The organism is Chryseobacterium sp. Leaf405, assembly GCF_001425355.1.
Taxonomy (GTDB): Bacteria; Bacteroidota; Bacteroidia; order Flavobacteriales; family Weeksellaceae; genus Chryseobacterium.
In genome coordinates this window covers 1-24,471 of sequence record NZ_LMQN01000011.1, presented here as the reverse complement: position 1 = coordinate 24,471, position 24,471 = coordinate 1, and the positions used below count along the sequence as shown (strand labels likewise).

The 24,471-nt window shown below is 32.6% G+C and carries 28 protein-coding genes; 23 read left to right on the top strand and 5 right to left on the bottom strand.

The window, feature by feature from the left end; all coding sequences use genetic code 11:
- The first annotated feature begins 133 nt into the window (after nucleotides 1-133).
- The 14 genes from ASG22_RS06135 (at nucleotide 134) to ASG22_RS21330 (ending at nucleotide 13,095) form a co-directional block, all read left to right on the top strand.
- On the top strand, nucleotides 134-2,920 hold the full coding sequence (locus ASG22_RS06135) for a hypothetical protein (protein WP_131726162.1): 2,787 nt from the start codon (nucleotides 134-136) through the stop codon (nucleotides 2,918-2,920).
- Between the two features lie 79 nt (nucleotides 2,921-2,999).
- A complete protein-coding gene (locus ASG22_RS06130; protein ID WP_055982129.1) occupies nucleotides 3,000-6,695 on the top strand; it encodes a DUF6443 domain-containing protein in 3,696 nt (1,231 codons plus the stop codon).
- Between the two features lie 619 nt (nucleotides 6,696-7,314).
- Nucleotides 7,315-7,755 carry a hypothetical protein gene (locus tag ASG22_RS06120; protein WP_131726161.1) on the top strand — a complete coding sequence of 147 codons (441 nt, stop codon included), beginning with the start codon at nucleotides 7,315-7,317 and terminating at the stop codon, nucleotides 7,753-7,755.
- A 6-nt stretch (nucleotides 7,756-7,761) separates the two neighbouring features.
- The gene (locus tag ASG22_RS06115; protein ID WP_055982120.1) at nucleotides 7,762-8,526 is read left to right on the top strand and encodes a hypothetical protein; all 765 of its coding nucleotides are present in this window, start codon (nucleotides 7,762-7,764) and stop codon (nucleotides 8,524-8,526) included.
- Between the two features lie 62 nt (nucleotides 8,527-8,588).
- Entirely contained in the window at nucleotides 8,589-9,089 is a 501-nt protein-coding gene (locus tag ASG22_RS06110) for a hypothetical protein (RefSeq protein ID WP_055982118.1), read from the top strand.
- 52 nt (nucleotides 9,090-9,141) lie between these two features.
- Entirely contained in the window at nucleotides 9,142-9,654 is a 513-nt protein-coding gene (locus ASG22_RS06105) for a hypothetical protein (RefSeq protein ID WP_055982115.1), read from the top strand.
- Between the two features lie 161 nt (nucleotides 9,655-9,815).
- Nucleotides 9,816-10,043 (top strand): hypothetical protein, encoded by a 228-nt coding sequence (locus ASG22_RS20900; protein ID WP_131726160.1) that lies wholly within the window; start codon nucleotides 9,816-9,818, stop codon nucleotides 10,041-10,043.
- 4 nt (nucleotides 10,044-10,047) lie between these two features.
- Nucleotides 10,048-10,326, top strand: a complete 279-nt coding sequence (locus ASG22_RS06095) for a hypothetical protein (protein ID WP_055982111.1) — start codon at nucleotides 10,048-10,050, stop codon at nucleotides 10,324-10,326.
- Between the two features lie 228 nt (nucleotides 10,327-10,554).
- Nucleotides 10,555-10,830 (top strand): restriction endonuclease fold toxin, encoded by a 276-nt coding sequence (locus ASG22_RS06085; protein ID WP_055982104.1) that lies wholly within the window; start codon nucleotides 10,555-10,557, stop codon nucleotides 10,828-10,830.
- A gap of 1 nt (nucleotide 10,831) precedes the next feature.
- Complete coding sequence (locus ASG22_RS06080) at nucleotides 10,832-11,218, top strand: Imm7 family immunity protein (protein ID WP_055982101.1); 387 nt, start codon at nucleotides 10,832-10,834, stop codon at nucleotides 11,216-11,218.
- A 19-nt stretch (nucleotides 11,219-11,237) separates the two neighbouring features.
- A complete protein-coding gene (locus tag ASG22_RS06075; protein WP_055982098.1) occupies nucleotides 11,238-11,567 on the top strand; it encodes a hypothetical protein in 330 nt (109 codons plus the stop codon).
- A gap of 10 nt (nucleotides 11,568-11,577) precedes the next feature.
- On the top strand, nucleotides 11,578-11,928 hold the full coding sequence (locus ASG22_RS06070; RefSeq protein WP_055982095.1) for a hypothetical protein: 351 nt from the start codon (nucleotides 11,578-11,580) through the stop codon (nucleotides 11,926-11,928).
- 106 nt (nucleotides 11,929-12,034) lie between these two features.
- Nucleotides 12,035-12,496 carry a DUF1016 N-terminal domain-containing protein gene (locus ASG22_RS21335; protein ID WP_055982090.1) on the top strand — a complete coding sequence of 154 codons (462 nt, stop codon included), beginning with the start codon at nucleotides 12,035-12,037 and terminating at the stop codon, nucleotides 12,494-12,496.
- Nucleotides 12,497-12,666: 170 nt separating this feature from the next.
- Nucleotides 12,667-13,095 (top strand): PDDEXK nuclease domain-containing protein, encoded by a 429-nt coding sequence (locus tag ASG22_RS21330; protein WP_317038851.1) that lies wholly within the window; start codon nucleotides 12,667-12,669, stop codon nucleotides 13,093-13,095.
- 271 nt (nucleotides 13,096-13,366) lie between these two features.
- Here ASG22_RS21330 and ASG22_RS06055 read toward each other — a convergent pair whose 3' ends face one another.
- The 3 genes from ASG22_RS06055 to ASG22_RS06045 all read right to left on the bottom strand — a co-directional run bounded on the left by ASG22_RS06055 (nucleotide 13,367) and on the right by ASG22_RS06045 (nucleotide 15,902).
- Nucleotides 13,367-14,221 (bottom strand): hypothetical protein, encoded by an 855-nt coding sequence (locus tag ASG22_RS06055; protein WP_131726159.1) that lies wholly within the window; start codon nucleotides 14,219-14,221, stop codon nucleotides 13,367-13,369.
- A 140-nt stretch (nucleotides 14,222-14,361) separates the two neighbouring features.
- A complete protein-coding gene (locus ASG22_RS06050; protein WP_055982080.1) occupies nucleotides 14,362-15,075 on the bottom strand; it encodes a hypothetical protein in 714 nt (237 codons plus the stop codon).
- Between the two features lie 263 nt (nucleotides 15,076-15,338).
- Nucleotides 15,339-15,902 (bottom strand): hypothetical protein, encoded by a 564-nt coding sequence (locus ASG22_RS06045; RefSeq protein WP_055982076.1) that lies wholly within the window; start codon nucleotides 15,900-15,902, stop codon nucleotides 15,339-15,341.
- Between the two features lie 289 nt (nucleotides 15,903-16,191).
- Between ASG22_RS06045 and ASG22_RS06040 the strand changes: the two genes are divergently transcribed.
- Together ASG22_RS06040 and ASG22_RS06035 are read left to right on the top strand one after the other, a co-directional pair.
- A complete protein-coding gene (locus ASG22_RS06040) occupies nucleotides 16,192-16,449 on the top strand; it encodes a hypothetical protein (RefSeq protein WP_055982073.1) in 258 nt (85 codons plus the stop codon).
- 156 nt (nucleotides 16,450-16,605) lie between these two features.
- Nucleotides 16,606-17,811: a tetratricopeptide repeat protein gene (locus ASG22_RS06035; RefSeq protein ID WP_238586866.1), complete on the top strand. Its 1,206-nt coding sequence runs from the start codon at nucleotides 16,606-16,608 to the stop codon at nucleotides 17,809-17,811.
- 20 nt (nucleotides 17,812-17,831) lie between these two features.
- On the opposite strand, the gene ASG22_RS06030 is transcribed toward ASG22_RS06035, so the two are convergent.
- Together ASG22_RS06030 and ASG22_RS06025 are read right to left on the bottom strand one after the other, a co-directional pair.
- On the bottom strand, nucleotides 17,832-18,446 hold the full coding sequence (locus tag ASG22_RS06030; protein WP_055982067.1) for a response regulator transcription factor: 615 nt from the start codon (nucleotides 18,444-18,446) through the stop codon (nucleotides 17,832-17,834).
- A gap of 310 nt (nucleotides 18,447-18,756) precedes the next feature.
- Nucleotides 18,757-19,692 carry a hypothetical protein gene (locus tag ASG22_RS06025; protein WP_055982064.1) on the bottom strand — a complete coding sequence of 312 codons (936 nt, stop codon included), beginning with the start codon at nucleotides 19,690-19,692 and terminating at the stop codon, nucleotides 18,757-18,759.
- Nucleotides 19,693-19,967: 275 nt separating this feature from the next.
- Between ASG22_RS06025 and ASG22_RS21460 the strand changes: the two genes are divergently transcribed.
- The 7 genes from ASG22_RS21460 to ASG22_RS05995 form a co-directional block, all read left to right on the top strand.
- Entirely contained in the window at nucleotides 19,968-20,099 is a 132-nt protein-coding gene (locus ASG22_RS21460; protein ID WP_262483947.1) for a hypothetical protein, read from the top strand.
- Between the two features lie 379 nt (nucleotides 20,100-20,478).
- Nucleotides 20,479-20,787 (top strand): hypothetical protein, encoded by a 309-nt coding sequence (locus tag ASG22_RS06020; protein WP_131726158.1) that lies wholly within the window; start codon nucleotides 20,479-20,481, stop codon nucleotides 20,785-20,787.
- A 37-nt stretch (nucleotides 20,788-20,824) separates the two neighbouring features.
- Nucleotides 20,825-21,040, top strand: a complete 216-nt coding sequence (locus tag ASG22_RS21110) for a hypothetical protein (RefSeq protein WP_185113786.1) — start codon at nucleotides 20,825-20,827, stop codon at nucleotides 21,038-21,040.
- A 203-nt stretch (nucleotides 21,041-21,243) separates the two neighbouring features.
- Nucleotides 21,244-21,825, top strand: a complete 582-nt coding sequence (locus ASG22_RS06010; protein ID WP_055982054.1) for a TetR/AcrR family transcriptional regulator — start codon at nucleotides 21,244-21,246, stop codon at nucleotides 21,823-21,825.
- 72 nt (nucleotides 21,826-21,897) lie between these two features.
- Complete coding sequence (locus tag ASG22_RS06005) at nucleotides 21,898-23,079, top strand: MFS transporter (protein ID WP_055982051.1); 1,182 nt, start codon at nucleotides 21,898-21,900, stop codon at nucleotides 23,077-23,079.
- 133 nt (nucleotides 23,080-23,212) lie between these two features.
- Complete coding sequence (locus tag ASG22_RS06000) at nucleotides 23,213-24,127, top strand: NAD(P)H-binding protein (protein ID WP_055982047.1); 915 nt, start codon at nucleotides 23,213-23,215, stop codon at nucleotides 24,125-24,127.
- On the top strand, nucleotides 24,128-24,471 hold a 344-nt coding region (locus ASG22_RS05995), incomplete at its 3' end, for an SDR family NAD(P)-dependent oxidoreductase (RefSeq protein WP_117590781.1).

The window sequence follows — 24,471 nt, the reverse complement described above, 5'->3', positions numbered from 1 at the left end:
TTACACAATGAAAACAAAGAATAAGGTAACCAAGATCAATACCCAGGCTTTGATTCAGGGGGCTTATCTGGTGGTGATAAAGACAGACAATGACAAAACGGCGAATGCGAAACTAATAAAGAAATAAACGAAGATGAAAAAAATATTTTTACTGTTTTTATATATTGTCAGTTATAATATATGCTACAGTCAACAGGAAAGTATGAATCAGGGAGTTTTACGACCAACTCCTACAGCATCATCTTTAGCCACTTATAGTAACATACCTGTTTCTCTTCAGACAGGAGTTCCGGATATATCCTATCCTTTAATCAGTGTTCCTACCAACAGTAAGATGGTTGATATTAATCTTGGACTGAATTACCATACAGGGAATACTTACGATGAAAGTTGGGCAAGCAATGTAGGGAAAGGCTGGTCTTTGTTGGGACCCGGCGTAATTTCCAGAGAAATTATAAATGATTTTGATGAAACATTTGATGATGCTGGTTTTGATAAATATGTAAAAAATGAGTTTAATGATATTTATAATTTCAGTATACCCGGAGAATCCGGAAAGTTCAGGTTTATAAGAGATAAGGTTACTAATAGCTTTCAACTTACTAAGCTCACTAACTTTACATCTAAAATAAAATATGATTCTGTAGCTAATCCTGCCACATTAATTATTGATTCTTTTACCATAATCAGTGAGTCCGGTATTCATTATAAATTTCAAGTTTATGATATTGCTACTATGAATATATGGATATGGAATCATCCTCTCCTTGGACGTGTATCTGCTGATAAGAAATACAGAAGTGCTTTTTACCTGAGCTCCATCACCGATGAAAATGATCAGGAATTGGTGAAGTATACGTATGTAAGAGATCTTAAATACCCACCGGCAATGAATCAGGTTCCTGAATCAGAGACCAACAAACTTACCCGTATTGAGATAAAGGACCACGGCATTATCGATATCAATACGACAAAAGATGATGGGTACAGTCCAAAAAATGATAATTTTAGAATCAATGATATTGTTTTAAAAACTTTTGATAACCGATTTGTCAGGAAATATACTTTTCAATATTCCTATCAGCTTCCTCTCTTTTCAAGAACATTAGATTCTTTTACTCAGGTCGACGGTACTGGAAACACTATTGAAAAATATGGATTTTATTATGGAGGTATTTCTTTTGGATCAGATGCAGACGGGGTAATATCTTCCGCGGTATTGAAAAAAATACAATTACCTACGGGTGGAACTGTAGAATATGATTTTGATTTAATTCCCTATGCATATCGAGAAGAGATTGTACATCATCCCGCACCTACAGAACCTTATGGAAATGTTTCTTTTGATGCAGTGAGTACAGGTGCAAAAAAATATTTTTTCACGCTGGATAAAGTCAGCGATATTACAATAGATGCCAGTAAGATTTCGAATTTACCACAACACACCTGGGCCTTACAGTTTTATAAAAAAACAGGAAATACTTTTCAAATGAGCAATGCAATTGGGCCTGCTTTGGATGCTGATGCGGGATATCCAACAGAGCAAATAAGAACATTTGATCCTGGAGAATATTATGTTGAACTGTTTACGAATGATTTTATTTTCCCTTTAAAAAGGACGGTCTATTTCGATGCTTTTATTAGGATAGGAGATCCTTACGATGAGTCTGTTATGAAGTTCTCCCAAGGATTGGCCAGGGTGAAAAAAGTGAAATATTTTAATGTAGATCCTGCTAATACCTTTTCCGCAATTCCTTCAAGCATTGAAGAGTATGAATATAATAAATTTGATGATCCTACAGTATCAAGCGGTTATTTTGTAGGAGGAGGTTCTTTGAATGGTCTTGACCCTGCCAACCCTGTTATTATTTATAAAAATGTAAAAGTATCTAAAGGTGGCGCAAACGGATATTCTAAATATTATTTTAAGGCACCTGATGCTTATCCTTATCCTGTTTCACAGAATGATATTTGGCCTCATTTCAACCTGACCCGTAATGGTCTTATGGAAAAGAAAGAGGTTTATAATAACGTCAATCAGAAATTAACAGAAGATAATTTTGACTATACATTTGAAGAATATGATGGACCAAAATATTTAGTGGTTCCAAGTTATGTCATTTACAATTTTCATCTGAAAACAAGCTGGATAAAAAGTGAAAGAGTCACCTCTAAAAATTTCTTTGCTTCAGGATTTGCAGAAACGAAAAAAGAAGTAACAAGAAATAACATCAATTATAAAACCCAGTTAGAGAAAGTCACTTCTTTCGACGGAAGAATTCAGGAAACTGCTTACCAGTATGCCTTAGATAAAAACAATCAAAAGTTGATTGAGGCCAATATCATCGGTATTCCTTTGGAAACAACCTCAATCATCAAGAAAAATGCTTCAGATGTCGGAAAATTAATGTCCAGAGCTGAAACAAAATATGATAATCCTGCCAATAAATTACCAAGCTCTGCGGTATCTTATGATACGCAGAATAACCTTGCCGAAGAAGTTACTTTCAACCGATATGACAGCAAAGGGAATTTAGAACAATATACCACGAAGGAAGGTATTCCTGTTTCAGTGGTTTGGGGATACAGTAAAACGCAGCCTATCGCCAAAATTGAAGGCGCAACGTATGACCAGATATCAACCTACATCGCAGATATTGTATCTAAATCTGATGCAGATATTGATGTAAGTTCAGAGCAAAGTTTCCAAAGTGCTTTGGATCTTTTCAGAAATAATTCAAATCTTGGAAATTATCAGATTAACACTTACGTTTATGATCCTTTGATCGGAATGAAAAGCATGACACCTCCTTCAGGTATCCGTGAAATGTATCAGTACGATAAAGCCGGCAGACTCGATCAGATTGTTGATGAAAAAGGAAAGGTTCTAAAGAAATATAAATACAACTACAAACAATAATTTATGAGTAATAAGTAAAGGGCAATGAGTAATTATTTTACCTATAACCCGATACTTTATCACTTACCTCTTATCAATTATGAAAAAGATATTAAATATATTCAGCATATTGTTTGTTGCCAATGTATGTCACGCACAAACAAATTCAGAAAATTATATACAGAGTACCACCTGTTTAGATTCTACCTGTGTCAAAAAAATTGAAACGGTTCAGTATTTAGACTTTTTGGGAAGACCAAAACAGGTAATCAGTGTAAAATCTTCTCCTACAGGGAAAGATATAGTGACCCCAATTGTTTATGATGAATTGGGAAGACAGACAAGAGAATATCTTCCGGTTCCGCAATCATCTACTGCCAATGGAAGTATTTATCCTCAGGTTTCGGGGGTAAGCCATTATCCGGTATCGGATGTTACCAATTTTTATGCAGGAGAAAAAACCTATACCGAAAAAACATTGGAAAGCTCTCCATTGGAAAGGGTTTTAGAACAAAAGCAGGTAGGAAATGCATGGGCAGACAAACCCATAACTTTTGGATATGATCTCAACATTCAGGCAGATCATGTGAAAAAGTATGAGATCTCTACGCTTTGGAATTCTACCGAAAAATATTATTCAGGAAGCTTAGGGAACATTTCAGAGTATCAAATAGCGCAACTGGTTAAAAATTCTGTAACCGATGAAGACGGTAATACAACCATAGAATTCAAAGACGGTTCAGGACAAACGGTATTGATCAGAAAAGTAATCAATGCTTCACAAAATGCAGATACTTATTATGTGTATAATGACTATAAGCAATTGGCTTTTGTGATCCCACCATTGGCTTCTGTTTTAGGAACTATTCCGGAGGCGACCTTAGATAACCTTTGCTATCAATATAGATATGACAGTAAAAACAGACTGGTAGAAAAGAAGATCCCGGGTAAGAGCTGGGAATTTATGGTGTATGATAAACAGAACAGATTGGTCCTTGCTCAGGATGCAAACTTAAGATCTACCACCAATAATTTCAATCAAAAAGGATGGACTTTTACTAAATATGACCAGTTCGGAAGAATAGTTTATTCAGGTTTCTTTGCCAATACAGCAACAAGAATAGCCATGCAGACTGCTCTTAATAATATGGTAGCCAATGCAGGGAATAACGAGAAAAGAGAAGAGACCAACCCGATCGTACAAAATGGAGAGAATATTTATTACACCAAAAATGCTTTTCCTACAGGAAGCATCACCATTTTATCGGTTAATTATTATGATATCTACCCCACACTTCCTACGGAGGTTATTATTCCCTCGATTATTAATGGACAGAAAGTATTGAAACAACCCGGACAAAGTACAACGGGTAAAAATACAAGAACACTGCCTTTAGCTTCCTATTTAAGGAACATTGAAGATAATAACTGGACAAAGAATTTCAGTTATTACGATGAAAAAGGAAGAGTGATCGGAAGCTATTCTATTAACCATTTAGGTGGTCACACCAAAACAGAATCTGAACTTGATTTTGCTGGAGTTCCCCAAAAATCAACTCTTTATCATGTAAGGAAGCCTAATGAAGAAGGAATCATTATTAAAGAACGTTTTGTATATGATAACCAGAACAGGTTGTTCCAACATTACCATCAGGTAGACAGCAAACCGGAACAACTATTGACTCAAAATGAATACAATGAGCTCTCTCAGCTAAGGAACAAAAAAGTAGGTTCTAATTTACAAAGCATTGATTATACTTATAATATTCGCGGATGGATGACGGATGTAAACAAAGACCAAATGTCTATCGCAGATCTTGGTGGCAAACTGTTTTCTTATAAGATCAGATACAACGAGAAAGCCGGTATTTCAAATCCGGATTCTGTTCTTTTCCCTGAAAAAAATGTGAAAGCTAAATACAACGGAAATATTACAGAAGTAGACTGGCGTGCCGTAGAAACTGTAGGACAAAACCCTTCTTTAGCTCCTAAAAGATACGGATATGCCTATGATCCGTTAAACAGATTATCCGCAGGATATTATCAAAACCCAAATAACCCGAACAGTAAAGAAAATACGGAATCTTTGGAGTATGACCTGAATGGTAATATCACCAAGATGTACCGAACTTCTGTTTTAGAATATGGCAATACAACACCAACTTTGATAGATAATCTGGAATATATCTATACTGGAAACAGACTGATGAATGTAAACGATTATTCTTATAACCGAACAGGATATGAGGGAGGAGGAAATATAATAAGTTATGATGCTAACGGTAATATGACAGCAATTCCGGATAAAGGTATAAATTCTATTAAATATAATTATCTTAATCTTCCTGGCAAAATAGAATACAGCAGAGAAAACATAGAATTTGTATCCCTTTCTAATAAATATAATGCTGCAGGAATTAAGCTTCGGAAAGAAAATACAACTTCCATTGAAGGAATTAATGGTGCTACGGTAACCAAAAGAACGACTGATTATCTGGATGGCTTCCAATATCTGAAAACAGAAATGCCAGGCTCAGGAGGTGTTGGATCTGAGATATTTACTATAAATACACAAACAGGAAAAGCTCTGGAAGAGCAGGCGTATTCGCCTATTATTTTGGATCCTTTACCTACCATCGACTTGAAAAATCCTGAGCTACAGTTTTTTCCAACGGCAGAAGGCTTTTATGATTATACAAAAGATCAGTATATTTACCAATTCTTAGATCATTTAGGAAATGTAAGAGTAAGTTTTGCAAGAAACAGCGCAGGTGTTCTTGAAATTGTAGATGCCAATGATTATTATCCTTTCGGGATGAGTCACCTGAAAACAGGTAATGCATTCTTTGGTTTGGGTTCTTTTAAAAACTACAAGTACAATGGTAAAGAACTTCAGGAAACTGGGATGTATGATTACGGAGCGAGGATGTATATGGCGGATTTGGGAAGATGGGGTGTGATGGATGCGATGTCTGAAAAATCAAGAAGATGGAGCCCTTATCATTATGCTTACAACAATCCTATTAGTTTTATAGATCCTGATGGAAATTTTGCGGTTACTTATTCCGGTGAAGCTGCACAACAGGCTTTTACTGCTTATAAAGCGAGTATGTCCACAAGTTCTGACTCAGGAAGTAACTTTTTTACAGGGTTTAATTTTTCGCAGTTTGGAAATGATGATGATGTCACTGTAGGTAAAAATGGTAATGTTTCTAAAATTATTAGAAACAACAAGCCAAATAGATTTTTTGATGAAAGTGGAATACAATTGTTTTTTAATGATCCTGAAAGTGTAGATAAAAATTCTCAAAATAAAAAATATGATATTGGAGATAAAGTTTATTATCAAATTGATCGAAATGAATTTTTAGATGCTATAAGTAAGGTTAGTAAAAATGATTTGATAATAAGTTTATTAATACAAGCAAAAACAGGTAATATTGTTGTAGCTCCAGGTGCTCAAATTGCAGCCTATGGTCTCATTGCTTCTCAATCTGTTATGGGTGATGCCGACTTTTCTGCGCATTATTTATCTAGAAAATTAGATCTTAATGGGACAAATGTTTATCAGAATGATTCTTCTTATCATTTTAGATTTGGTAGTAATAATACTATTTACAGTTTAATGGATGCAGGTAATTTTATGTGGGGAGGATGGTCGAAATTTATTGGTCTATTTGGGCACGAAGTATTAGTAGGAAGTAATCTAAATGAAATTTTCGATGGTCACCTTGATAGTAAAGCAGACCAACGTGCAATTTTTAACGGAAGAAAATTTATAACAACAGGAAAATAAAAATATAATGAAGAAAAAAAGAGTACTTAACCCTAATTACGTTTTAATATTTTTCATACTATTTATAATATTATTTGTATCTATAAATTATATTGGATATCAATTTTTTCAATTAGATGAATATACGTATGAAAAATTAGTAAAAACATTTAATATTTTTTGTTTTATCCCTGGAACTTTTATTTTTTTAGGCATTTCAATATATAATTTTAGCATAAGTAAGAGTGATAATAACAAAAGACACAGAATAGTTTCATTAATCCCATTATGTATTGTTTTATTATTTTATTTTTATGTTATTATAATGCTATTGTATGTTTTTATAAGAGATATAGGAAAAATGTAGGTCAATTTAGTGCGAGCATCTCGCTCGTTCCATTGAATATCAGTTACTTATGATCAAGCAATAGCCTTTCTTTATTTTGGTAATATTGATTTTTCTCAGTTTACAGATGATGATCCACCAGGTAATGCTTTAAGCAGATTTAGAGATAGAACTTCTAATTGGGTACAAGAAAAAATCAGAGAGCCTTTATCAGGATGGTTTGATAATAATACCCGAAATACTTTTGAGCTTGATGCAGAAGGTCAGGCTATAATGAACGAAATGAGAAGCCAAATGTCAGACCATATGCAAACTTATGTAGGTGGTGCCATCAGATCTGGAGCAAAATATGGTATTGTAGGTTCTGGAATGGGAACGGGACATGTTGGTGCTTTCTCTAACAAGTTTTCTATGGAAAATAGGATCGCTAATTTTGCTAAAAAAGCAGGAATTTACAGTGAACAAAAATCCTTGTCCAAAAATGCAAAAGTAATAATCGAAGGATATTATCAGCAGATGAAATCTGGGACATTTAGTAAGCGGGGAGCTGGATATATTACAACTGATGGGAAAAAAGTTTTAATGGATGGTAACCACAGTATGAATGCCGCAATCAGATACGCAATAGAAACTGGAGATATAAAATACATACAAACAATTCTTAAAGGGAACTTTAAAACTAATGTCGAAGCAGGTCACTATGGTTTACCAATTAGAAACCTTCCTACTAAATAATTAAATATGAGCTTAACAGTAATAGATACAGATAGCGATTATCAAAGTTTAATTGATAATAAAGATTTTACCGCCGTTAATTTTCCGATTAAAAATGCAGTTAAAATTTTCGGAAACAGTTATGATAGATTAAGAGGTAAGAAAAAATTAAAACTTGAAATTGAAAATATAATAGGCTTTAAAGACGATCAATTAGACTCATGTGAAGCAATAGAAAATTTTCTGGTTTTTACTTATTATTTACTAAAAACAAATAACAAGTTAGTTGTGTTTACGGTAGGATTATCTTATGAGTCTATTGATCACTATATTAAAATAATGGAAATTATTCTGACTAAATTGGATGATCGTACATTATACGTTGTCAAAAATTTCTCGGATATTAATGAATCTACATTAACTGATTTCTATGTACATATCAATAAAATTGACAAAGAAATTGTATTTAATTTTATGAAAAATTGGTTAATGGGATTTAAACCTAAAGATGAATACTTCGCCTATCCTCAATATTTTGGAAAAATAGAGTTTGAAACTGATGATTATTTTGAAATGCTTTCATTCATTTTATCTGAACCAAACAGGAATTATGAATTTTATTTTATAAATAAAAACAATTCTCAATATCGTAAAGGAATGATTGTTATTAATAATAATTCTCTTTATTTAGGTGTTGGAGTAAATTCAATTCATGAAAAATCTGTCATTGATAAGCTATCTGAAGAATATATGCAAACGCCTATTATTTATAATAATACTTTACCTTGGTAATGTATCAACAATAGAATTACTTCTATTAAAGGAAATATTAATCAAATGATTCTTCAAAAAAGATGGTAAATAATGATTTGATATATAAAGAGCATGTAGATGAAATAGATACTTCTGATGCATATTTTGGAAAGATATTGTTTTCAGAAAATAATATTTTAGTCCCATATATAAATATGGGAATTGCAAACCACGAATTGAATCGAACAGATGAACTAAAGCATATAAGCTATAGCTATTTTGTAGCAATTAATTTTCATTTTCTTAAAATTAATAATGGCATCATTCTTAACGATTTAAAAAGTAAATATGACCCTTGGGAATCTGTTTATCTCGGAGGATGGGATATGCTTGAAAATCAAAATATATTTGAGATTGAAATACAGGCTAAGAAAATGTTTATACAATTAGTTAGTAATTCTGAAATAAATGAAAAAATATGGATTCCTTTAAAAGAAACTTTTTTTCCAATGAATTTAGATGAATTTACAGTGAATAATTTTATCAGTAATAAAAATTTGCCTGAAAACTTATCATTAATATTTCAAAACTATGCAGATTAGAACATATAAAATGGATAATAAATGAAATAATTCTTCAAAGAAAATAAAAAATATGCATAGTGATTTAATATATAACCAAAACTTAGATGAAATTGATACTTCTGAGGCTTATTTTGGAAAGATTATTTTATTTAATGAAAAAATGTTAGTTCCATATATAAACTTAGGTATTTCGAATCATGATTTGAACCGAGGTGATATGTTGAAACACATAAATTTTTGTTATGCCGTTTTTATTGACATCGACTATTTAAAAATAGATGATAAGCTTATGAAAGATAATCTTTTAGATAAATATGACTCTAAAAGCTCTATATATTTAGGAGGAGATGATTTATTAAAGAACCAAAATATATATGGTATAGAGATACAGGCTAAAAATGCATTTTTACAATTAAGATATGATTCTAAAATAACTGAAAATTATTGGTTACCAGTTGAAACCCCTAATTTTAAAAGAAATATGGATGAAAAATTAGTAAACAGTTTTATGAATAATAAAAATTTACCCGACAATTTATCATTGATATTTCAAGATTGTGAAGAAAGTTCATTCAAAAAATAATGGAAGTTTTTTCTATAATAACATCTGATCAACAAGTAAAAGTTTATTTCGAAAAATTTATATATAACTATTCCAAACTTCGGCTTAAATATAAAGACACCGATACATCATATTTCATCAACATTTTAACAGGTGAAAATGAGATTTATTATCATTACATAATGGTTGATAAAGAAGAATATGAATATAATTATTCGGATTTCGAGAAAAATTTTATAAAAGATTATTTTAAAGATCACACGATATTAATTTTTGATTTACAATTTAAAAACTCCTTTTTTCTTAAAGAATTCCTCAAAGATTTCAAAAATTTTGTAAAAAAGAATCATGTTGCTTCAAATCAAGAAAATGAAATGAGAGTTTTATATAGTGATTCAGAAATGGAATAGCAGAATGGTAATATTAAAAGAAATTTCTGAAATTAATTATAGAAAATCAAATTTCCAAATATTATTTGAAGATAAGCAAGTAGATAAAATGTTTGCAATAGTTTCTAATGACATCTACGGTTTTAAATTTGGCTGGCAAAGTACAATTGTCAAGCCAGTAGAAAAAGAGGTTAGCTCTGAGATTTATGCAATTGGAATTGATCAAAACTTTATAATAATTGATTTAAGTTTAGTAAGTATTAGACTTAGACTTGAACTTGAACTTAATTATTTTTTTTTATGATGTGGTTACTTATGATAATTTTATTATTGTAATAACAGAGTTTGAAATTTTTATTATTAGTGAAATAACTTATAAAGTTGTAAAAGAAATTCCTTTACCTGAAATCTATACAAAAATGGAAATTAATGAACGAAATATAAAGTTTATATGTTTAGATGGTAGTGAAATAGATTTTGATATGAATAAAATATGACCCGATCTTGATGCACGTGGTCAATAGTGGATGATATGAGAAGCCAAATGTCAGACCATATGCAAAGTTCTGTAGGTGGCGCAATCAGATCTGGAGCACAATATGGTATTGTAGGTTCTGGAATGGGAACGGGACATGTGGGAGTATTTGGAAAATCTTTTAGGAATCAAGCTAAAGCAACATTTGAAGATGCTAAAGCAACAAACAGAGGAGTATATTATAAATTTGATTCACAACCTGCACAAAGTATTGTTGAAAAACTAAATGAATATTCTTTAAGGTATAATGTAAAATTAAAAATAAGTTATTAAAATGTTTGATTATAAAGGTTGGTTAACTTTATCATATGATCCATATGAAGAAGATGCTATCAAATTGAAGGAACAAATATCTGATTTGAATGAACATATTATTAATTTAAATAATAATGCTCAATTTGCAAAAGTCATCAATTGTAATGAAAATTATACCTTATCCTTGATTGGAACTTTAAATCATGAAAATGGTATGATAAATGAATTGAAACAATTATTAAATTTTATAGGAAAAATTCTACCTGGAACATATGGTGTTATTTACTATAGGGATCAAGATGGGCTCAATTATAACAGTTACATAGTGTTAAGACTAGCAAAATCAAAAGTTGAAATACTATCAGACTACATTTTAAGTCCATGTATTCCAACTATAGAAGATTAGTAGTCACGTATAAGATTTAGTGATTAACACTCTAGCTGAAGCAAAATTTAATTATTTTTTTGGAAAAGTTGTTACTGGTGATATACATAATATTCAAAGATCTGCACAGAACTTAAAAGACTTAGGTACATTAGGCATAAAAAGTGAAAATCAATTAATGAAAATATTTAGTAAAGCTCTTGCTGAAGGTGTAGAATTAAGAAGTCAAAGTAACAAATTTGGTACAACAGTTACCAAATCCATTGAAATCGGTGCAAAAGGGAAAATTAATGTTGCATTTTTTTATGAAGGGGGAAATATGGCAACTAAACCTAAAGTTACAACACTAATTCCTCAAATCTATAAATAAAACTATTCATATGTACTTAAAAGAAATTTCTGAAAAAGATTTTAAAAATTCTAACCTGCCAGTTTTATTTGAAGATAAGCGAACAGACAGGATGTTTGGAGTAATTTCAAATGATATACATAGTTTCAAATTGGGATGGCAAAGCACTATTGTTAAACCTGTGATCAAAGAGGTTAATCAAGAAATCTATGCAATTGGAATTGATCAAAACTTTATACTAATTGATTTAGAATTATTAAAAATTAGACTTAAACTTAAACTTACTTATTTTTTTTTTAATGTAGCTATTTATAACAATTTTATTATCGTAATAACAGAGCTTGAAATTTTTATTATTAGTGAATTCACTTATAAGTTGTAAAAGAAATTCCTTTACCTGAAATCTTTACGAAAATGGAAGTCAATGAACGAAATATAAAGTTTATATGTTTAGATGGTAGTGAAATAGATTTTGATTTAGATAAAATATGAGCTTAACAGTAAAAGATATAGACAGCGATTATCAGAGTTTAATTGATAATAAAGATTTTACCGCCGTTAATTTTCCTATTAAAAATGCAGTTAAAATTTTCGGAAATAGTTATGATAGATTAAGAGGCAAGAATAAATTAAAACTTGAAATTGAAAATATAATAGGCTTTAAAGATGATCGCTTGGAAATTGGGCAGCTTATTATTGAGGATGAACAAAATGGTGAATTTCGTGCAAAGTATGGTAAATCAGTCTTGAAGAATCTTGCTAATCATCTATCAGTAGAATTTGGAAAGGGATTTAATGAGAGAAACCTTAATAATATGCGGGCTTTTTTTATTGCATTTCCAATTTGGAACGCAGTGCGTACCGAATTGAGCTGGACTCACTACCGAATTATTAGTAGAATTGAAAATACTGAACATAGAATACAGTATATAGAACATTCTATTGAATGAAACTGGAATACTAGGACACTTCAAAGAAATATTGAAAGCCAGTATTTAGGTAGATTATTAAAATTTCCGAAAGCAGAAAACAAAGAAATATCCAATTATATTAAAGACCCCTATATATTTGAATTCTTAGGACTTCCTTCAGACATATCAAAAACTGAAACTCAAATAGAATCAGCTTTATTACTCACCTTCAGCAATTTTTAATGGAGTTAGGGAAAGGGTTTGCATTTGTAGCTAGGCAGCAGCATATCGTTACTGATACTTCAGATTTCTATATAGATCTAGTATTTTACAACTATTACCTTAAATGCTTTGTGTTTGTAGATCTTAAGACTCATAAGCTGACTCACGAAGCCATTGGGCAAATGGATATGTATGTAAGAATGTATAATGATCTTAAAAAAGGAGTCGATGACAATCCCACAATAGGAATTATTTTATGTACCGAAAAAGATAAAACTGTAGTAAAATATTCCGTAATGTCAGAAAATGAGAAGCTATTCGCAAGTAAATACAGAACATATCTTCCTGACGAAAAAGAACTAAAAAATTTGATAGAGGCAGACAGAGTGAAATTTGAATTGGACAATCAGAACTGATAAAATACATAACCTCAAAATCTCAGAAAAGGATCGCCATTGATAAACAGCTGGTGATAAACATTTGTCATAATAATATTACAAATGTTTACCGAAATTTCCTAAGAAGATAGTGGAGAACTACTAATGATAGACTTTTGAGAAATAATTCAGTTTACTTATCTCTTTTTTTTACAATAAAGACCATTCATACCGAATGGTCTATTTATTAATATATAAATGTGTTTTTAGAATTTCAATAGAGATCAGTAATATCAGTTAGGAAACTTAATTAAAGCTTTTCAATTTCAATTTTTCTTGTAGAGTAAGTAATTCCGGTACTGCTGCCACATCCCAGACAAGGTTGTCCTACTACCGTAATCTGATCTCCTTTTATTAAATTGAGATTTTGACTTACAGAACCACTGTTGGATACCACTGTAGGCACACATATTAATTGTGAACCAGCAATTGCACCATTCTTTCTGATAAACAGACTAGTATGAGAATTACTTCCTTGGGCAGTTCCTTGTACTGTAGTCTCAATTTTATACCATCCAGATTGAGGGCATGTCCAGGCACTCGTCGCTGAGTTAAAGTCTACACCTCCATTCGTACTGAGTTGTACAGAAGAAAATGAAAGTGTGCTTGTAGATCCCTGACTGACCGTTTGATTTGCTGATCCTGTAATGGTATACATATAAGGCTGCTGGGTTTTTGTAAGTAAGAGGACGGTATATGTATTTCCTGTGCTTGTATTGACATTGGTTTTTATCAATAATGCAGATTCTCCGGGTTGAATGACGGTTCCGTTAGTATCATCAATAAGTTCTGTACCATTGGCATTAATGGTTAAACTAAAGGCGGTAGATCCATTTTTAAAGTAATACAAACGCCCGACACGATCGGGGCTGTCTGTAGATATTGGAAGAGTAAGTATTCCATTGGCGGACCCATTCCACATGATTGAAAAATCGTTTTCAGCCACTGCATACGTATTATTGGTGATCAGATTATAAGCACCGGCGAAAGAGCCATTTACAGTGAGTTTGGACTTAGGATCTACTGTTCCGATACCGACATTGCCGGTTTGGGCAGACATAAAAATACCAATCAACAAGAAGAAAGATAATAAATGTTTTTTCATAGTTTTAGATTTGTACTTGAAATTAGGGAATTGTGTTTTTAGAATCAATTTGAAAATATAGTGTAAAAAGTGTGGATCTTGTTATTAACGTAAAACGATTCAGTAATTTGAATGTTTAAGCTAATTTAATTACTAACTTATTAAATTCCCGCAATCAGAGTGGCACTGAATAATGCTGTAAATTGATCTGGCGGAGAAGCTAAAACTGGAGCATTATTAGCATTGATATAATCATTTTGCATTATCCAATTAACTGTAAAAGGAGTAGAAGATGTATATATTGCATAAGGAACTAACATGCCCAATTGTGGTACATTAATCTCATAATACGAATGTGGTATTGGTGTACCCCCTACACTAAAGTATGTTCTACTATAATAGTTAAAAAGTCTTGCCATAGCAAATCCTCTAATCGCATATGTACCGGCTGGCAAAGTTAACGAAGCATAGACCATATAACTAGAAGTTATATGTGTTACAGTGGGTATTACTGAATAATAAGTATTGGTTAGTGATGGTGTATTTTGTTTCCAAGTTGCTACACCGTTTTCATCAGAAGTTAAAACCTTACCGGATCCTTGTGTTCCGTCAACAATTTTAATAGCCCCAGCATTAGTGCCATTATTAATTTCAAATTTCGAAGTTGGAGCGATTGTTCCAAGTCCAACATTTCCAGATGATGTAACAATAAGATCATTAGCTTGTTGTGCAACATTGGGAAAACCGGTTACGGGATTGTCTTTATTTCCATCTATATGGAAAGTGCCTTGTGGATTAGGTGTATTTATACCAACTTGTGAAAATAAATTGAGAGAAAATATAGTTGAAGCTGCAATAATAAAATGTTTTTTCATAATTAGTGATCTTGTTTCGCAAAGTTATTTTTATTTGGTGACTGTATGAAAAAAGCATTTATCATTCTCACGAAAATGATGAATTATAACTATTGAAAAAACTGGTACATCACAGACTCTACAACAGTAGACCTACTTATATCAGATTAATCATTTTATGCATCAATAATATTAAATAACTGAATGATTAATATCTCCTCAATAAATTTTAAATGCGATCATCAAAAATATGATAATCGCATTTAAGATCGGTGGAAATTGAACTACGCAATGACCTTTAGCTCTCCATTATCTTTACCCCAAGTAAATGCACCAACTCCTTCTGCTAGACCAGTAAATGTACCGATAAGAGAACCTGATTCTGTCATTAATGTGAGAGATACAGCTCCCTCCTCTAATGCTCCTGCAACAATTACCCATTTACATTTACCTGCTACAGTACTGGGATCTACTACAAAGGCTCCAACAACCTCGCATTCTATTGCAGCTGCTACAGCACCCCATCCATGGGCACTAAAATCAACTGCTTTTACATTTGTAAAATTTGTTAAATCCAGAGTACATGATACGCCATAGTACGCAAGCCCCGCAGCTTCAAGTGATCCTCCTGCTGCCCATACAGAAGTTGAATCATCAAAATTAAGAAGAGACTTATTTGCAATGTTTACCGAACTATTTTCCGGGCTATTTTTAATAATTTCAATTTGCTTCATAAGTACTTTCTGTGCTAAGACATTTAGATTCTTAATTGTTGTTGTAATAGTTGTCATGATTTTGTTTTTTGGTATTAATTCTTGCTTACTCTGATTGGTTTTCAGCTTCCCCATTTATTTATAAGTTATTTTTTGATCTTTGATAAACAATTATTTAGTAAAGATTTTTATTTCTTATCAAAAATACGACATTAAAAAACGCTAAGTATCAGTGTAACTACTTAATTATCAATAATTATATGTGCTTATGATTTGTCAATTAATTTTTAAACGAAACGAAAAATAAGCTGCATAAAGACTCTAATGTATCTATTGTGGCAAATGCACATATATTTAAGGTCTGAAATAAATCACATTCCTAATAATCGAATTAATAAACTCAAAATTAATATTCGCTAAAAAAATGGAAGGTGTTTTTAATATCTTTGCAATTATTCTGGTACCTATGAAATTTCTCAATTTGTTTTTTGTATTTTTTACAGGCATTTACTATGCCCAGGATCTTGCTGCTTTCAACGCTATCTACACAAAAACGGCTATTGAAACTTCCCAAAAAGATTTTAATAAAGCGATAAAAGTCGCAGATTCACTGTATTCTATCTCGGAAACTCCTTTGCTTCAAACAAAGAGCTTAATGTTAACAGCAACACTTTATCAGTAGGTCGGAAATTTTGAAAAGGCAACCAATTATGCATTGCAGTCCGAAAAAATTATTGAAAACACAGATAATGCAATATGGAAGGCCAGGGTATATGGCTTTCTTTCTTCAGAGTTCCGTTTCATGGGACTTTTTGATAAGTCTAAAAAATATTTTGAAATGGGCCTCAATATAAGTAAAGAAATTACCAATCCTGAAGTCGCTAACAATACGATGGCTATGATGATGCAGGAAATGGCCTATTATAATATTGGAAGGAGAAAATTTTGGAATTCCCTTAAAAATGCAAGAACAGCTGAAGAATATACAAAAACAACAACCTCCTTTAAACAACATCTAACGATCACTAATGAACAGCTCTTAGGGTATAGTTATTATAATCTGGGAAATTTTGAAGAATCGTTTAAACATTATCAGAAAGCATTTGATTTATTAAAAGACACTCCGGAAACTTATATGACTGCGCTTATTCATAGTGGTCTAACTTTGCTGTATATAGAAAAAAATGACTTAAAAAAAGCAAAAGAGCATTTGGATATTACTCTGAGAATTACTGAAGAATCCAAAAATCCGTCTCTTAAAAATGAGGTATATAATACCTCTGAAAAATATTATGCTGCCACCAAAGATCTGGAAGATTATGTAAAAACAAAAGAAAAACATGATACGGTAAAAAAAGTTCTTCAAAAGAACCAGCAGCTCGCAGCTAATAAATCGTATTCGAAAATTGATAAAGAGAATGTTGAAATAAAAAAAAATGATTCATCGAAAATGATTATTATTTTAATCATTGTCCTCTTATTTTTAATTGGGATTATCCTTTTCGTCAGATACCGAAAGAAACAACGTTCAAATATCGAGCATTTTAAGAAAATTATTAAAGAATTAGATGAAAAGCAGTCGGTGCCTTTTCCTGTTGTGGATGAAATGATCAAAGAGGAATCACAAGCTGTTTCCCAGCGAATGATGTCTTCTGAAACCGAGCAAAAAATTCTGGATTTTTTACAGAAATTTGAAGAATCAAAATTATATACCGATAACGGTATTTCTCTGTCTTACCTGGCAACATATTGTGAGACAAACAGTAAGTATCTTTCTTATGTCATTAATACACACAAAGAAGGTGATTTTAACAGATACATAAATACGCTGCGAATTAATTATGTTATTACTAATTTAAAAAAGAACCCTGTTTACAGAAAATATAAATTGGCAACGTTGGCTGAAGATGCCGGATTTTCTTCTTCAAATAAATTTTCTTTGATTTTTAAAAAAGTAACATCATTTAGTCCATCTACTTTCATTAAATATTTGAACGAAGACGGAATTGAGGGTCAGAAAGTTACTGATCTTGGAGAAGTGTAAAAACATACTCAAAGTGAAATTCAGTTGTACTTATTATAAATTTCTGAAAGTTGAATACTATTTTTTACCATGAGTTTTTTTAAAATATTTCTTTTGAATTTAGATATTGTGACAGATTTAATTTCCAGCATATCAGCAATATAACAATCCTTGAATCCCTTCGCCAGATATTCGAAAACCTGAAACTCACGGGCTGTTAAACTCATTAATCTATCTTTAAGGAGGGGTTTTAATTTTAATAAAGGGATGATCTTCGGTGGGTAGTGACAACCAATTTCTACGAGATCATCAATTGCTTTTACAATCTCCTTTCTTTCGCTTTTTTTACTTAGAAAGACAAAGTTTCCGTTGTTCATATATTTGAGGAGAGCATTTTCGCTGGAAAATGGGTACAATAATATTGTGACAGGACTTTGGATATTCTTCATCTTAAAAATCATCACTGTTTTATCTATATCTAACATGTCTATATCGAGTAAAAGCAAATCGTAGGTGTTTATGGATAACATATGCTGTGTTTCCTCAAGAGTGCTCGCTGTATCAATAATAAAGTATGGATATTCTCTGGCAAGCAATACTGAAATTCCTGTCATTGTGAGAAAGTTTCCGTCTGCAATTAATATTTTTTTGTTCATATTCTCATATCAGTTAAATAAATTATTAAAGTAAAAAGGAGTTATGAAAATGTAATTTCTATAACTCCATATATAAATTGTGTTTTTCGAATCATTACTCTTGCCTGAAATATTGCAGCAAAAGTAAATGGGAATAATGATGTTGAAAAGATGATGTATCGTTTTCCTAATAATGATCTGCTTAAACTAAGGACTGCTGCCTCAATTGAGACAGCAGTCCTTAGTTTCATTTGTGTTAGTAGAATCTGTACTTTTCAATATATTGTTAGAATAGAAATTTTATAAATTAAACTCAAAAAAGCCAATTAGTTTAATCTTTGTGCCGTAAAATAGAAATAGTAATTTGTTGCATCCCTTGTAACATTCCATGTACAGTTATACCAGTCTCCATTTGTAATGTGACCATAGCATTCACATATTCTGCTTCATCAATTGATGCAGAAAGATCATCATTTCCATCAATTTTAATACTATAGTAATTTGGTGCAATTGTAATGTAAGCATCATTAGTTGAAAGAGCTGCTACATTATAGGTAATGGGAGAACCCGTAATATTAAAGAATTTTGGAGATACATTGCCTGCTGCTACTGCAGAAGTCATAAAATTCATTCTCAATCCATTAATAACAATAAATGCATTCTGTTGAGCTGCATTAGCCAATTCATACGCCACTCTGCGGTTTGTACTTGTCACATTAGTAACGGCTTTTCCTGTCATAAGTCCTCGTGTTCCGCTTAAATTTAAAAACGTTGCCGCATCTATTACCGTTCTGAACGATTTTGTTTCACCTACAACAAATGAACTGTTGTTATTGGTTGAAATGGAATGATTAAAGGTATCCCACAATGGAGAGCTTGAAAGGTTAAAGTTGTAATTTTTAACAATTGATATAGATTCTCCTGCTCTTAAAACTAAAGTATTTGAAGATACATTATTACCCGTTCTTAATAATTGACCTCCACTTCCCTGAAGAATTGCATTTTGGGATGATGTATTTTTAATATGATAAACTCTTCCGGTAAAAGCATCTGAAATGTAAGCGGTAATGGCATCAGGTAAAGTTAAAGTTACTGAAGCTGTGCCTGTAATATTAATATATTGATCCAGATTAGTTAGTGCAGTATTTGTGGTAACTTCTTTATATGCGCCTTTATAAGAGCCTTCCACTACCAGTGAACTGTTGGGTTGGCTCGTATTAATTCCAAAATGAATGATTATAAAACAATCAAGTAATTGTGTTATCATCGATTATATCCTGTTACAATTTAAAGAATAAATAATGCTTTCTAGTAAACCAAAAACTTTTATGGGTATTTTAAATTAAGACTTACATTATCCAAAATAAATAAGTTAATATAACTTTAATACAGAAATTGTATCACAGATTCGCGATGATAATCTACTTGTAGTATATAAATTATTTTATTCAATTTTTTTTATGTAAAATATTGAAATATTGAGTTTTAAAATTAAACAGATAAGTGTAATTTTCTGGAAAAATTATACTTAATAACTATCAAATGATGAAACAATTCTTTACAACTTTTTCACTTTTAGCCACAGGTTTAGCCTTTTCCCAAGTTGGCATAAATACTTCTAATCCACAGGGAGCATTTCATGTTGACGCAGCAAAAGATAATCCTGCTACATGAATACCGGATGCTGTTCAACAAGCTAATGATTTTGTTCTTACATCATCTGGAAATGTAGGATTAGGTACGACCAGTCCCGCAGAAAAGCTCGATGTCCAGGGCAAAATTAAAATCGTAGACGGAACTCAGGGAGAAGGTAAAGTTTTAACTTCTGATGCCAATGGAGTAGCAACCTGGCAACCACAATCAGGAGTTGTTAGAATAACAGGATTAAGCAATGAGCCTACTCATATTTTTATTAATTCACCGGCAGTCACAGAATACGTATTAAATTGTCCGATAACTCTTAACAAAGGCACTTATACCCTTTATTATTATGTACAATATGATTATTATGTACATGGAAGCACAACAGCAACAAGAGTTGTGGATCCAACCAATGCAACCACATCCGCAAATCGGCTTTTTCAGCGTAACAGATTTAAACGCTGACTGGGGTGAAAGAAATCTGAATGATGTAATGACACAGGCGAACCTGACACTGGATCTTGTAAAGGGGCTTCGGCTGAATGAAGGGTTTCATTATACGCCGGTAACAGGTATCCTTCCATCAGCCGGCATGATCTATACTTTCGTAAATGATCAATGGCTGGTTATTGCATCTCCAAGGATTGACCTGCAACAAAACCCAAATCGAACAGTTGGAATTGGAGCTTCAGCATATTGTTTCAGAAAGCAAAGAACTTGATATAAAAACAAAAATAGAAAATAATGCTCTCGACTCAATGGAAAACCTCGCAAACCTCTATCAACAGGGCGATTTACAGACAAAAAGAACGATAGGGTGTTTGATATTTCCTCAAAAAGTCGAATTTGACGGAAAAAGTTTTCAAATACCTAAAATGAATATTGTCGCTAAATGTATCTATCAGTATAACAACGGATTAGGAAATAAAAAAACCGACATAAGAGAAAAAAATCTACAAATGTCGGTCTTGTGAACATGACAGGACTCTATTCAAACCATTTGTTAGCAGATATAGATAATATTTTGAAGGTGTTAAGTAGTATATAAATTACACTATTCAATATTATTTAAACTTGAGATATTGTTAAAGATGGTTCTTTGGTAGGTTTATACAATCTAAAAATAATCAAATATTTATTTTAAACTGATCAGTTTATTATTTACCTTTGCAACATTATGGGAAGGAACAAAGAATTTGATTACGAGCAGAAATTGGACGTTGCACTAGAACTTTTCTGGAAGCAGGGATTTCATTCAACTTCTATTACTGACCTTGAGACTGGTATGGGAATCAACCGAAGCAGTATTTATCCAACTTATGGTGATAAGAAAGCGCTGCTCATTAAATGCCTGACCAAGTACATGAAGTCTAAAGTTTCGGAATATGAAAATGTATCAGATAATCCTAAATCCCATGCCATTGAAACATTAAGAAAGACCTTACGGCTGGCAATTGACCAGAGCATCAACGAAGAACGAACGTGCCTGGCTGTTAGGATAGCATTTGAAGTAGCCTTGACCGATGAAGATATCAGAACGTTGTTGGCTGGCAATGAGAAGAAAATCGAAAAGATTTATTTTGAAATTGTAGAGAAAGGGCAGGAGCAAGGTTGTATAAAAGGTGATCTCGATCCAAAATTAACTGCTGCTTTTCTTGCTGGTTCTTCCAGCGCACTTTTCAAAAATTATGCTTTGAATAAAAACCGAAAAACCATCTATGATATGATTGAAGCTTTAATCCAAATGATCCAAGTCTAATTATTATAGCATCTTCATGTAACTAATAACAAACAATATTTTTTTAACCTTTTTTAAACCGTTCAGTTTAATATGAATTTAAGTCTCAACAAAAAGATAGCGTATATGGGATGTCTCGGCGTTATCGGAATTATCAGTACAGAATTTGGTGTGATCGGCATCTTGCCTCAGATCGCTGACTATTATAAAATTAATATTGCAACAGCAGGCTATTTACTGAGCGCATTTGCTTTAACAATTGCGCTTACAGGGCCATTTATGGTCTTATATCTGTCAAAATTTGACAAGAAGAAAATTATGATGTATGCTCTCGGTCTTTTCTTGATTTCAAATTTCTTCTCAAGTTTCAGCCCGCCATTCTGGTTGCTTATGGTACTGCGGATATTGCCGACATTTCTGCATCCTGCATTTTTTTCTATGGTGATCGCAGCTGCGACAAAAGATACTTCTCCTCAAATGCAGATGCGATTGACCAGTATTATTATCGGTGGAATTGCACTTGCTCAGGTAACACTGATTCCTTTCACCACATTTATTGCAAGTATTTATTCTTGGCAGTGGAGCTATGTTATTCAAGGGCTATTAATTTTGATAACACTGATCACCACCTATAAATATTTGCCTTCAATGCCTAACAACGAAGTGAAGTCTTTTAAAAATCAATTGAGCATCCTTACGAGACCCAAGTTTATCGCTGGAACAGCTGTAAATCTATTTCTCATCACTGCATGGTTCTGCTCCTACAGTTATTTTGCAGACTATCTTTCGAAAGAGAAAGGATTAAGTACACAGGAAATCAGTTACATGCTTTTACTATTTGGTGTGATGGGTGTGATCTCCAACTTTTTGGCAGGTCGCTTATTAGGGAAGTATATGATCTGGACTACTTTGTTTTTCCTTGCCGGTACGTTTCTTCTTCCATTTGCATTCCAATATACCGATGGCTCAATTCTCAGCATAGCAGTCGTGGTCGGATTTTGGGGAATTATGTACGGACCTTGTTTCCTGATAGGTGTCGGGCATATGGTCTCGGCAGCGTCAGATGCAAAGGAATTTGCTAATAGTTTGCAGACCTCATTTGGAAATCTAGGTGTTTCATTAGGTACTGCTACCGGAGGTTGGTTTATTAGTCAACATGGAATATCCGTTACACCTTGGGTGGGTGTTGGATTTGGTCTGCTGGTGCTTATTGTAATTTTTTGGAGAGCCTGGCTTGATAGAGACGTAAGTGAGAATAGTAAGAAACAGCTGTAATAATCGCAAAAACATCAACTCAGCTTAATAAAATATTTGATTGTTAGTTTCCCGTTTCGGTTAAGGATTACCTTGATTCTGTTATTTCTCAAAATTCCAATTGATGGAACTTTGCAGTAATAAAAATCAAGATATGAATATTGTAATAACCGGTTCCCTGGGGAACATCGGAAAACCTCTTACAAAATTATTGGTTGCAAGAGGACATGAGGTTACTGTGATCAGCAGTAAACCTGAAAGAATATCTGCTATAGAAGAGTTGGGAGCAATTCCTGCAATCGGTAGCATTCAGGATGTGGAATTTTTGACCAAAGCATTCACAGGAGCTGATGCTGTATATCTTATGGAAGCCTGGGAGGGAATAGGAAGTCTTTTTGACAGTTCGATTGATTTTCCTGCAGAATTCAAAAAAATAGCTGATAATTATGTACAGGCTGTTCAGCGATCAGGGGTTACAAAAATTATTCATTTGAGCAGTATTGGTGCTCATTCCGATCATGGTACCGGAAGCCTGATGGTTCATCATCACGTAGAAAAAGTTCTGGGAACACTACCCGAAAATGTATCCATTAAATTTATGCGTCCTGTGGGATTTTTCAGCAACGTGTACCGCTGGTTACCAATGATCCTGTCGAAGGGAGCTATTATTCAAAGTTATGGTGGAGATCATAAAGAGCCTTGGGTTTCGCCTTATGATATTGCACAAACAATTGCTGATGAAATGGAAATGCCATTCACAGGAAGAACGGTGCATTATGTAGCGAGTGATGAGGTTTCACCTAATGAAATTGCCGAAGCGTTAGGAAAATCAATCGGTAATCAGGATTTGAAATGGAAAGTTATTCCGTCAGATGAATTATTAAACCAAATGCTTTCTGCAGGAATCAATGAATGGATTGCCAATGGAATGGTTGCCATGCAGCAGGCACAGGGAAATGGTAGTTTATATGAAGATTTTTATCTGAATAAACCCGAATTAGGCAAGGTGAAATTAGCGGATTTTGCAAAAGAGTTTGCCGAAGTGTATCATAACAAAATCAATTCATAAATGAAAACAGCATTCATAACAGGAGCGAATAAAGGCGTTGGTTTTGAAACTGCCAAAAAGCTTTTGGAAAACGGATATTTTATTTTTATAGGAAGCCGAAATATAGAGAATGGAAAATCAGCAGTGCAACAGCTTAATGAGATTGGATTTGAAAATGTAGAGGCTATTCAGCTCGATGTCACTGATATTGCATCTGTAGAAAATGCAAGGAGAGATATTGGGAAAAAAATTGAGGTATTGGATGTGCTGATCAATAATGCAGGAATCAACGGCGGTTTTCCACAGGCAGCATTGGAAGCATCGGTAGAAGCCTTTCACAAAGTGATGGATACTAATCTCTATGG

Bases quoted from the DNA above. Each gene is read 5' to 3' on its own strand.
- ASG22_RS06135 (WP_131726162.1), top strand. From the start codon at position 134: ATGAAAAAAATATTTTTACTGTTTTTATATATTGTCAGTTATAATATA.
- ASG22_RS06130 (WP_055982129.1), top strand. From the start codon at position 3,000: ATGAAAAAGATATTAAATATATTCAGCATATTGTTTGTTGCCAATGTA.
- ASG22_RS06120 (WP_131726161.1), top strand. From the start codon at position 7,315: ATGTCAGACCATATGCAAACTTATGTAGGTGGTGCCATCAGATCTGGA.
- ASG22_RS06115 (WP_055982120.1), top strand. From the start codon at position 7,762: ATGAGCTTAACAGTAATAGATACAGATAGCGATTATCAAAGTTTAATT.
- ASG22_RS06110 (WP_055982118.1), top strand. From the start codon at position 8,589: ATGGTAAATAATGATTTGATATATAAAGAGCATGTAGATGAAATAGAT.
- ASG22_RS06105 (WP_055982115.1), top strand. From the start codon at position 9,142: ATGCATAGTGATTTAATATATAACCAAAACTTAGATGAAATTGATACT.
- ASG22_RS20900 (WP_131726160.1), top strand. From the start codon at position 9,816: ATGGTTGATAAAGAAGAATATGAATATAATTATTCGGATTTCGAGAAA.
- ASG22_RS06095 (WP_055982111.1), top strand. From the start codon at position 10,048: ATGGTAATATTAAAAGAAATTTCTGAAATTAATTATAGAAAATCAAAT.
- ASG22_RS06085 (WP_055982104.1), top strand. From the start codon at position 10,555: ATGAGAAGCCAAATGTCAGACCATATGCAAAGTTCTGTAGGTGGCGCA.
- ASG22_RS06080 (WP_055982101.1), top strand. From the start codon at position 10,832: ATGTTTGATTATAAAGGTTGGTTAACTTTATCATATGATCCATATGAA.
- ASG22_RS06070 (WP_055982095.1), top strand. From the start codon at position 11,578: ATGTACTTAAAAGAAATTTCTGAAAAAGATTTTAAAAATTCTAACCTG.
- ASG22_RS21335 (WP_055982090.1), top strand. From the start codon at position 12,035: ATGAGCTTAACAGTAAAAGATATAGACAGCGATTATCAGAGTTTAATT.
- ASG22_RS06055 (WP_131726159.1), bottom strand. From the start codon at position 14,221: ATGAAAAAACATTTATTATCTTTCTTCTTGTTGATTGGTATTTTTATG.
- ASG22_RS06050 (WP_055982080.1), bottom strand. From the start codon at position 15,075: ATGAAAAAACATTTTATTATTGCAGCTTCAACTATATTTTCTCTCAAT.
- ASG22_RS06045 (WP_055982076.1), bottom strand. From the start codon at position 15,902: ATGGGGAAGCTGAAAACCAATCAGAGTAAGCAAGAATTAATACCAAAA.
- ASG22_RS06040 (WP_055982073.1), top strand. From the start codon at position 16,192: ATGGAAGGTGTTTTTAATATCTTTGCAATTATTCTGGTACCTATGAAA.
- ASG22_RS06035 (WP_238586866.1), top strand. From the start codon at position 16,606: ATGGGCCTCAATATAAGTAAAGAAATTACCAATCCTGAAGTCGCTAAC.
- ASG22_RS06030 (WP_055982067.1), bottom strand. From the start codon at position 18,446: ATGAACAAAAAAATATTAATTGCAGACGGAAACTTTCTCACAATGACA.
- ASG22_RS06025 (WP_055982064.1), bottom strand. From the start codon at position 19,692: ATGATAACACAATTACTTGATTGTTTTATAATCATTCATTTTGGAATT.
- ASG22_RS21460 (WP_262483947.1), top strand. From the start codon at position 19,968: ATGATGAAACAATTCTTTACAACTTTTTCACTTTTAGCCACAGGTTTA.
- ASG22_RS06020 (WP_131726158.1), top strand. From the start codon at position 20,479: ATGCAACCACATCCGCAAATCGGCTTTTTCAGCGTAACAGATTTAAAC.
- ASG22_RS21110 (WP_185113786.1), top strand. From the start codon at position 20,825: ATGGAAAACCTCGCAAACCTCTATCAACAGGGCGATTTACAGACAAAA.
- ASG22_RS06010 (WP_055982054.1), top strand. From the start codon at position 21,244: ATGGGAAGGAACAAAGAATTTGATTACGAGCAGAAATTGGACGTTGCA.
- ASG22_RS06005 (WP_055982051.1), top strand. From the start codon at position 21,898: ATGAATTTAAGTCTCAACAAAAAGATAGCGTATATGGGATGTCTCGGC.
- ASG22_RS06000 (WP_055982047.1), top strand. From the start codon at position 23,213: ATGAATATTGTAATAACCGGTTCCCTGGGGAACATCGGAAAACCTCTT.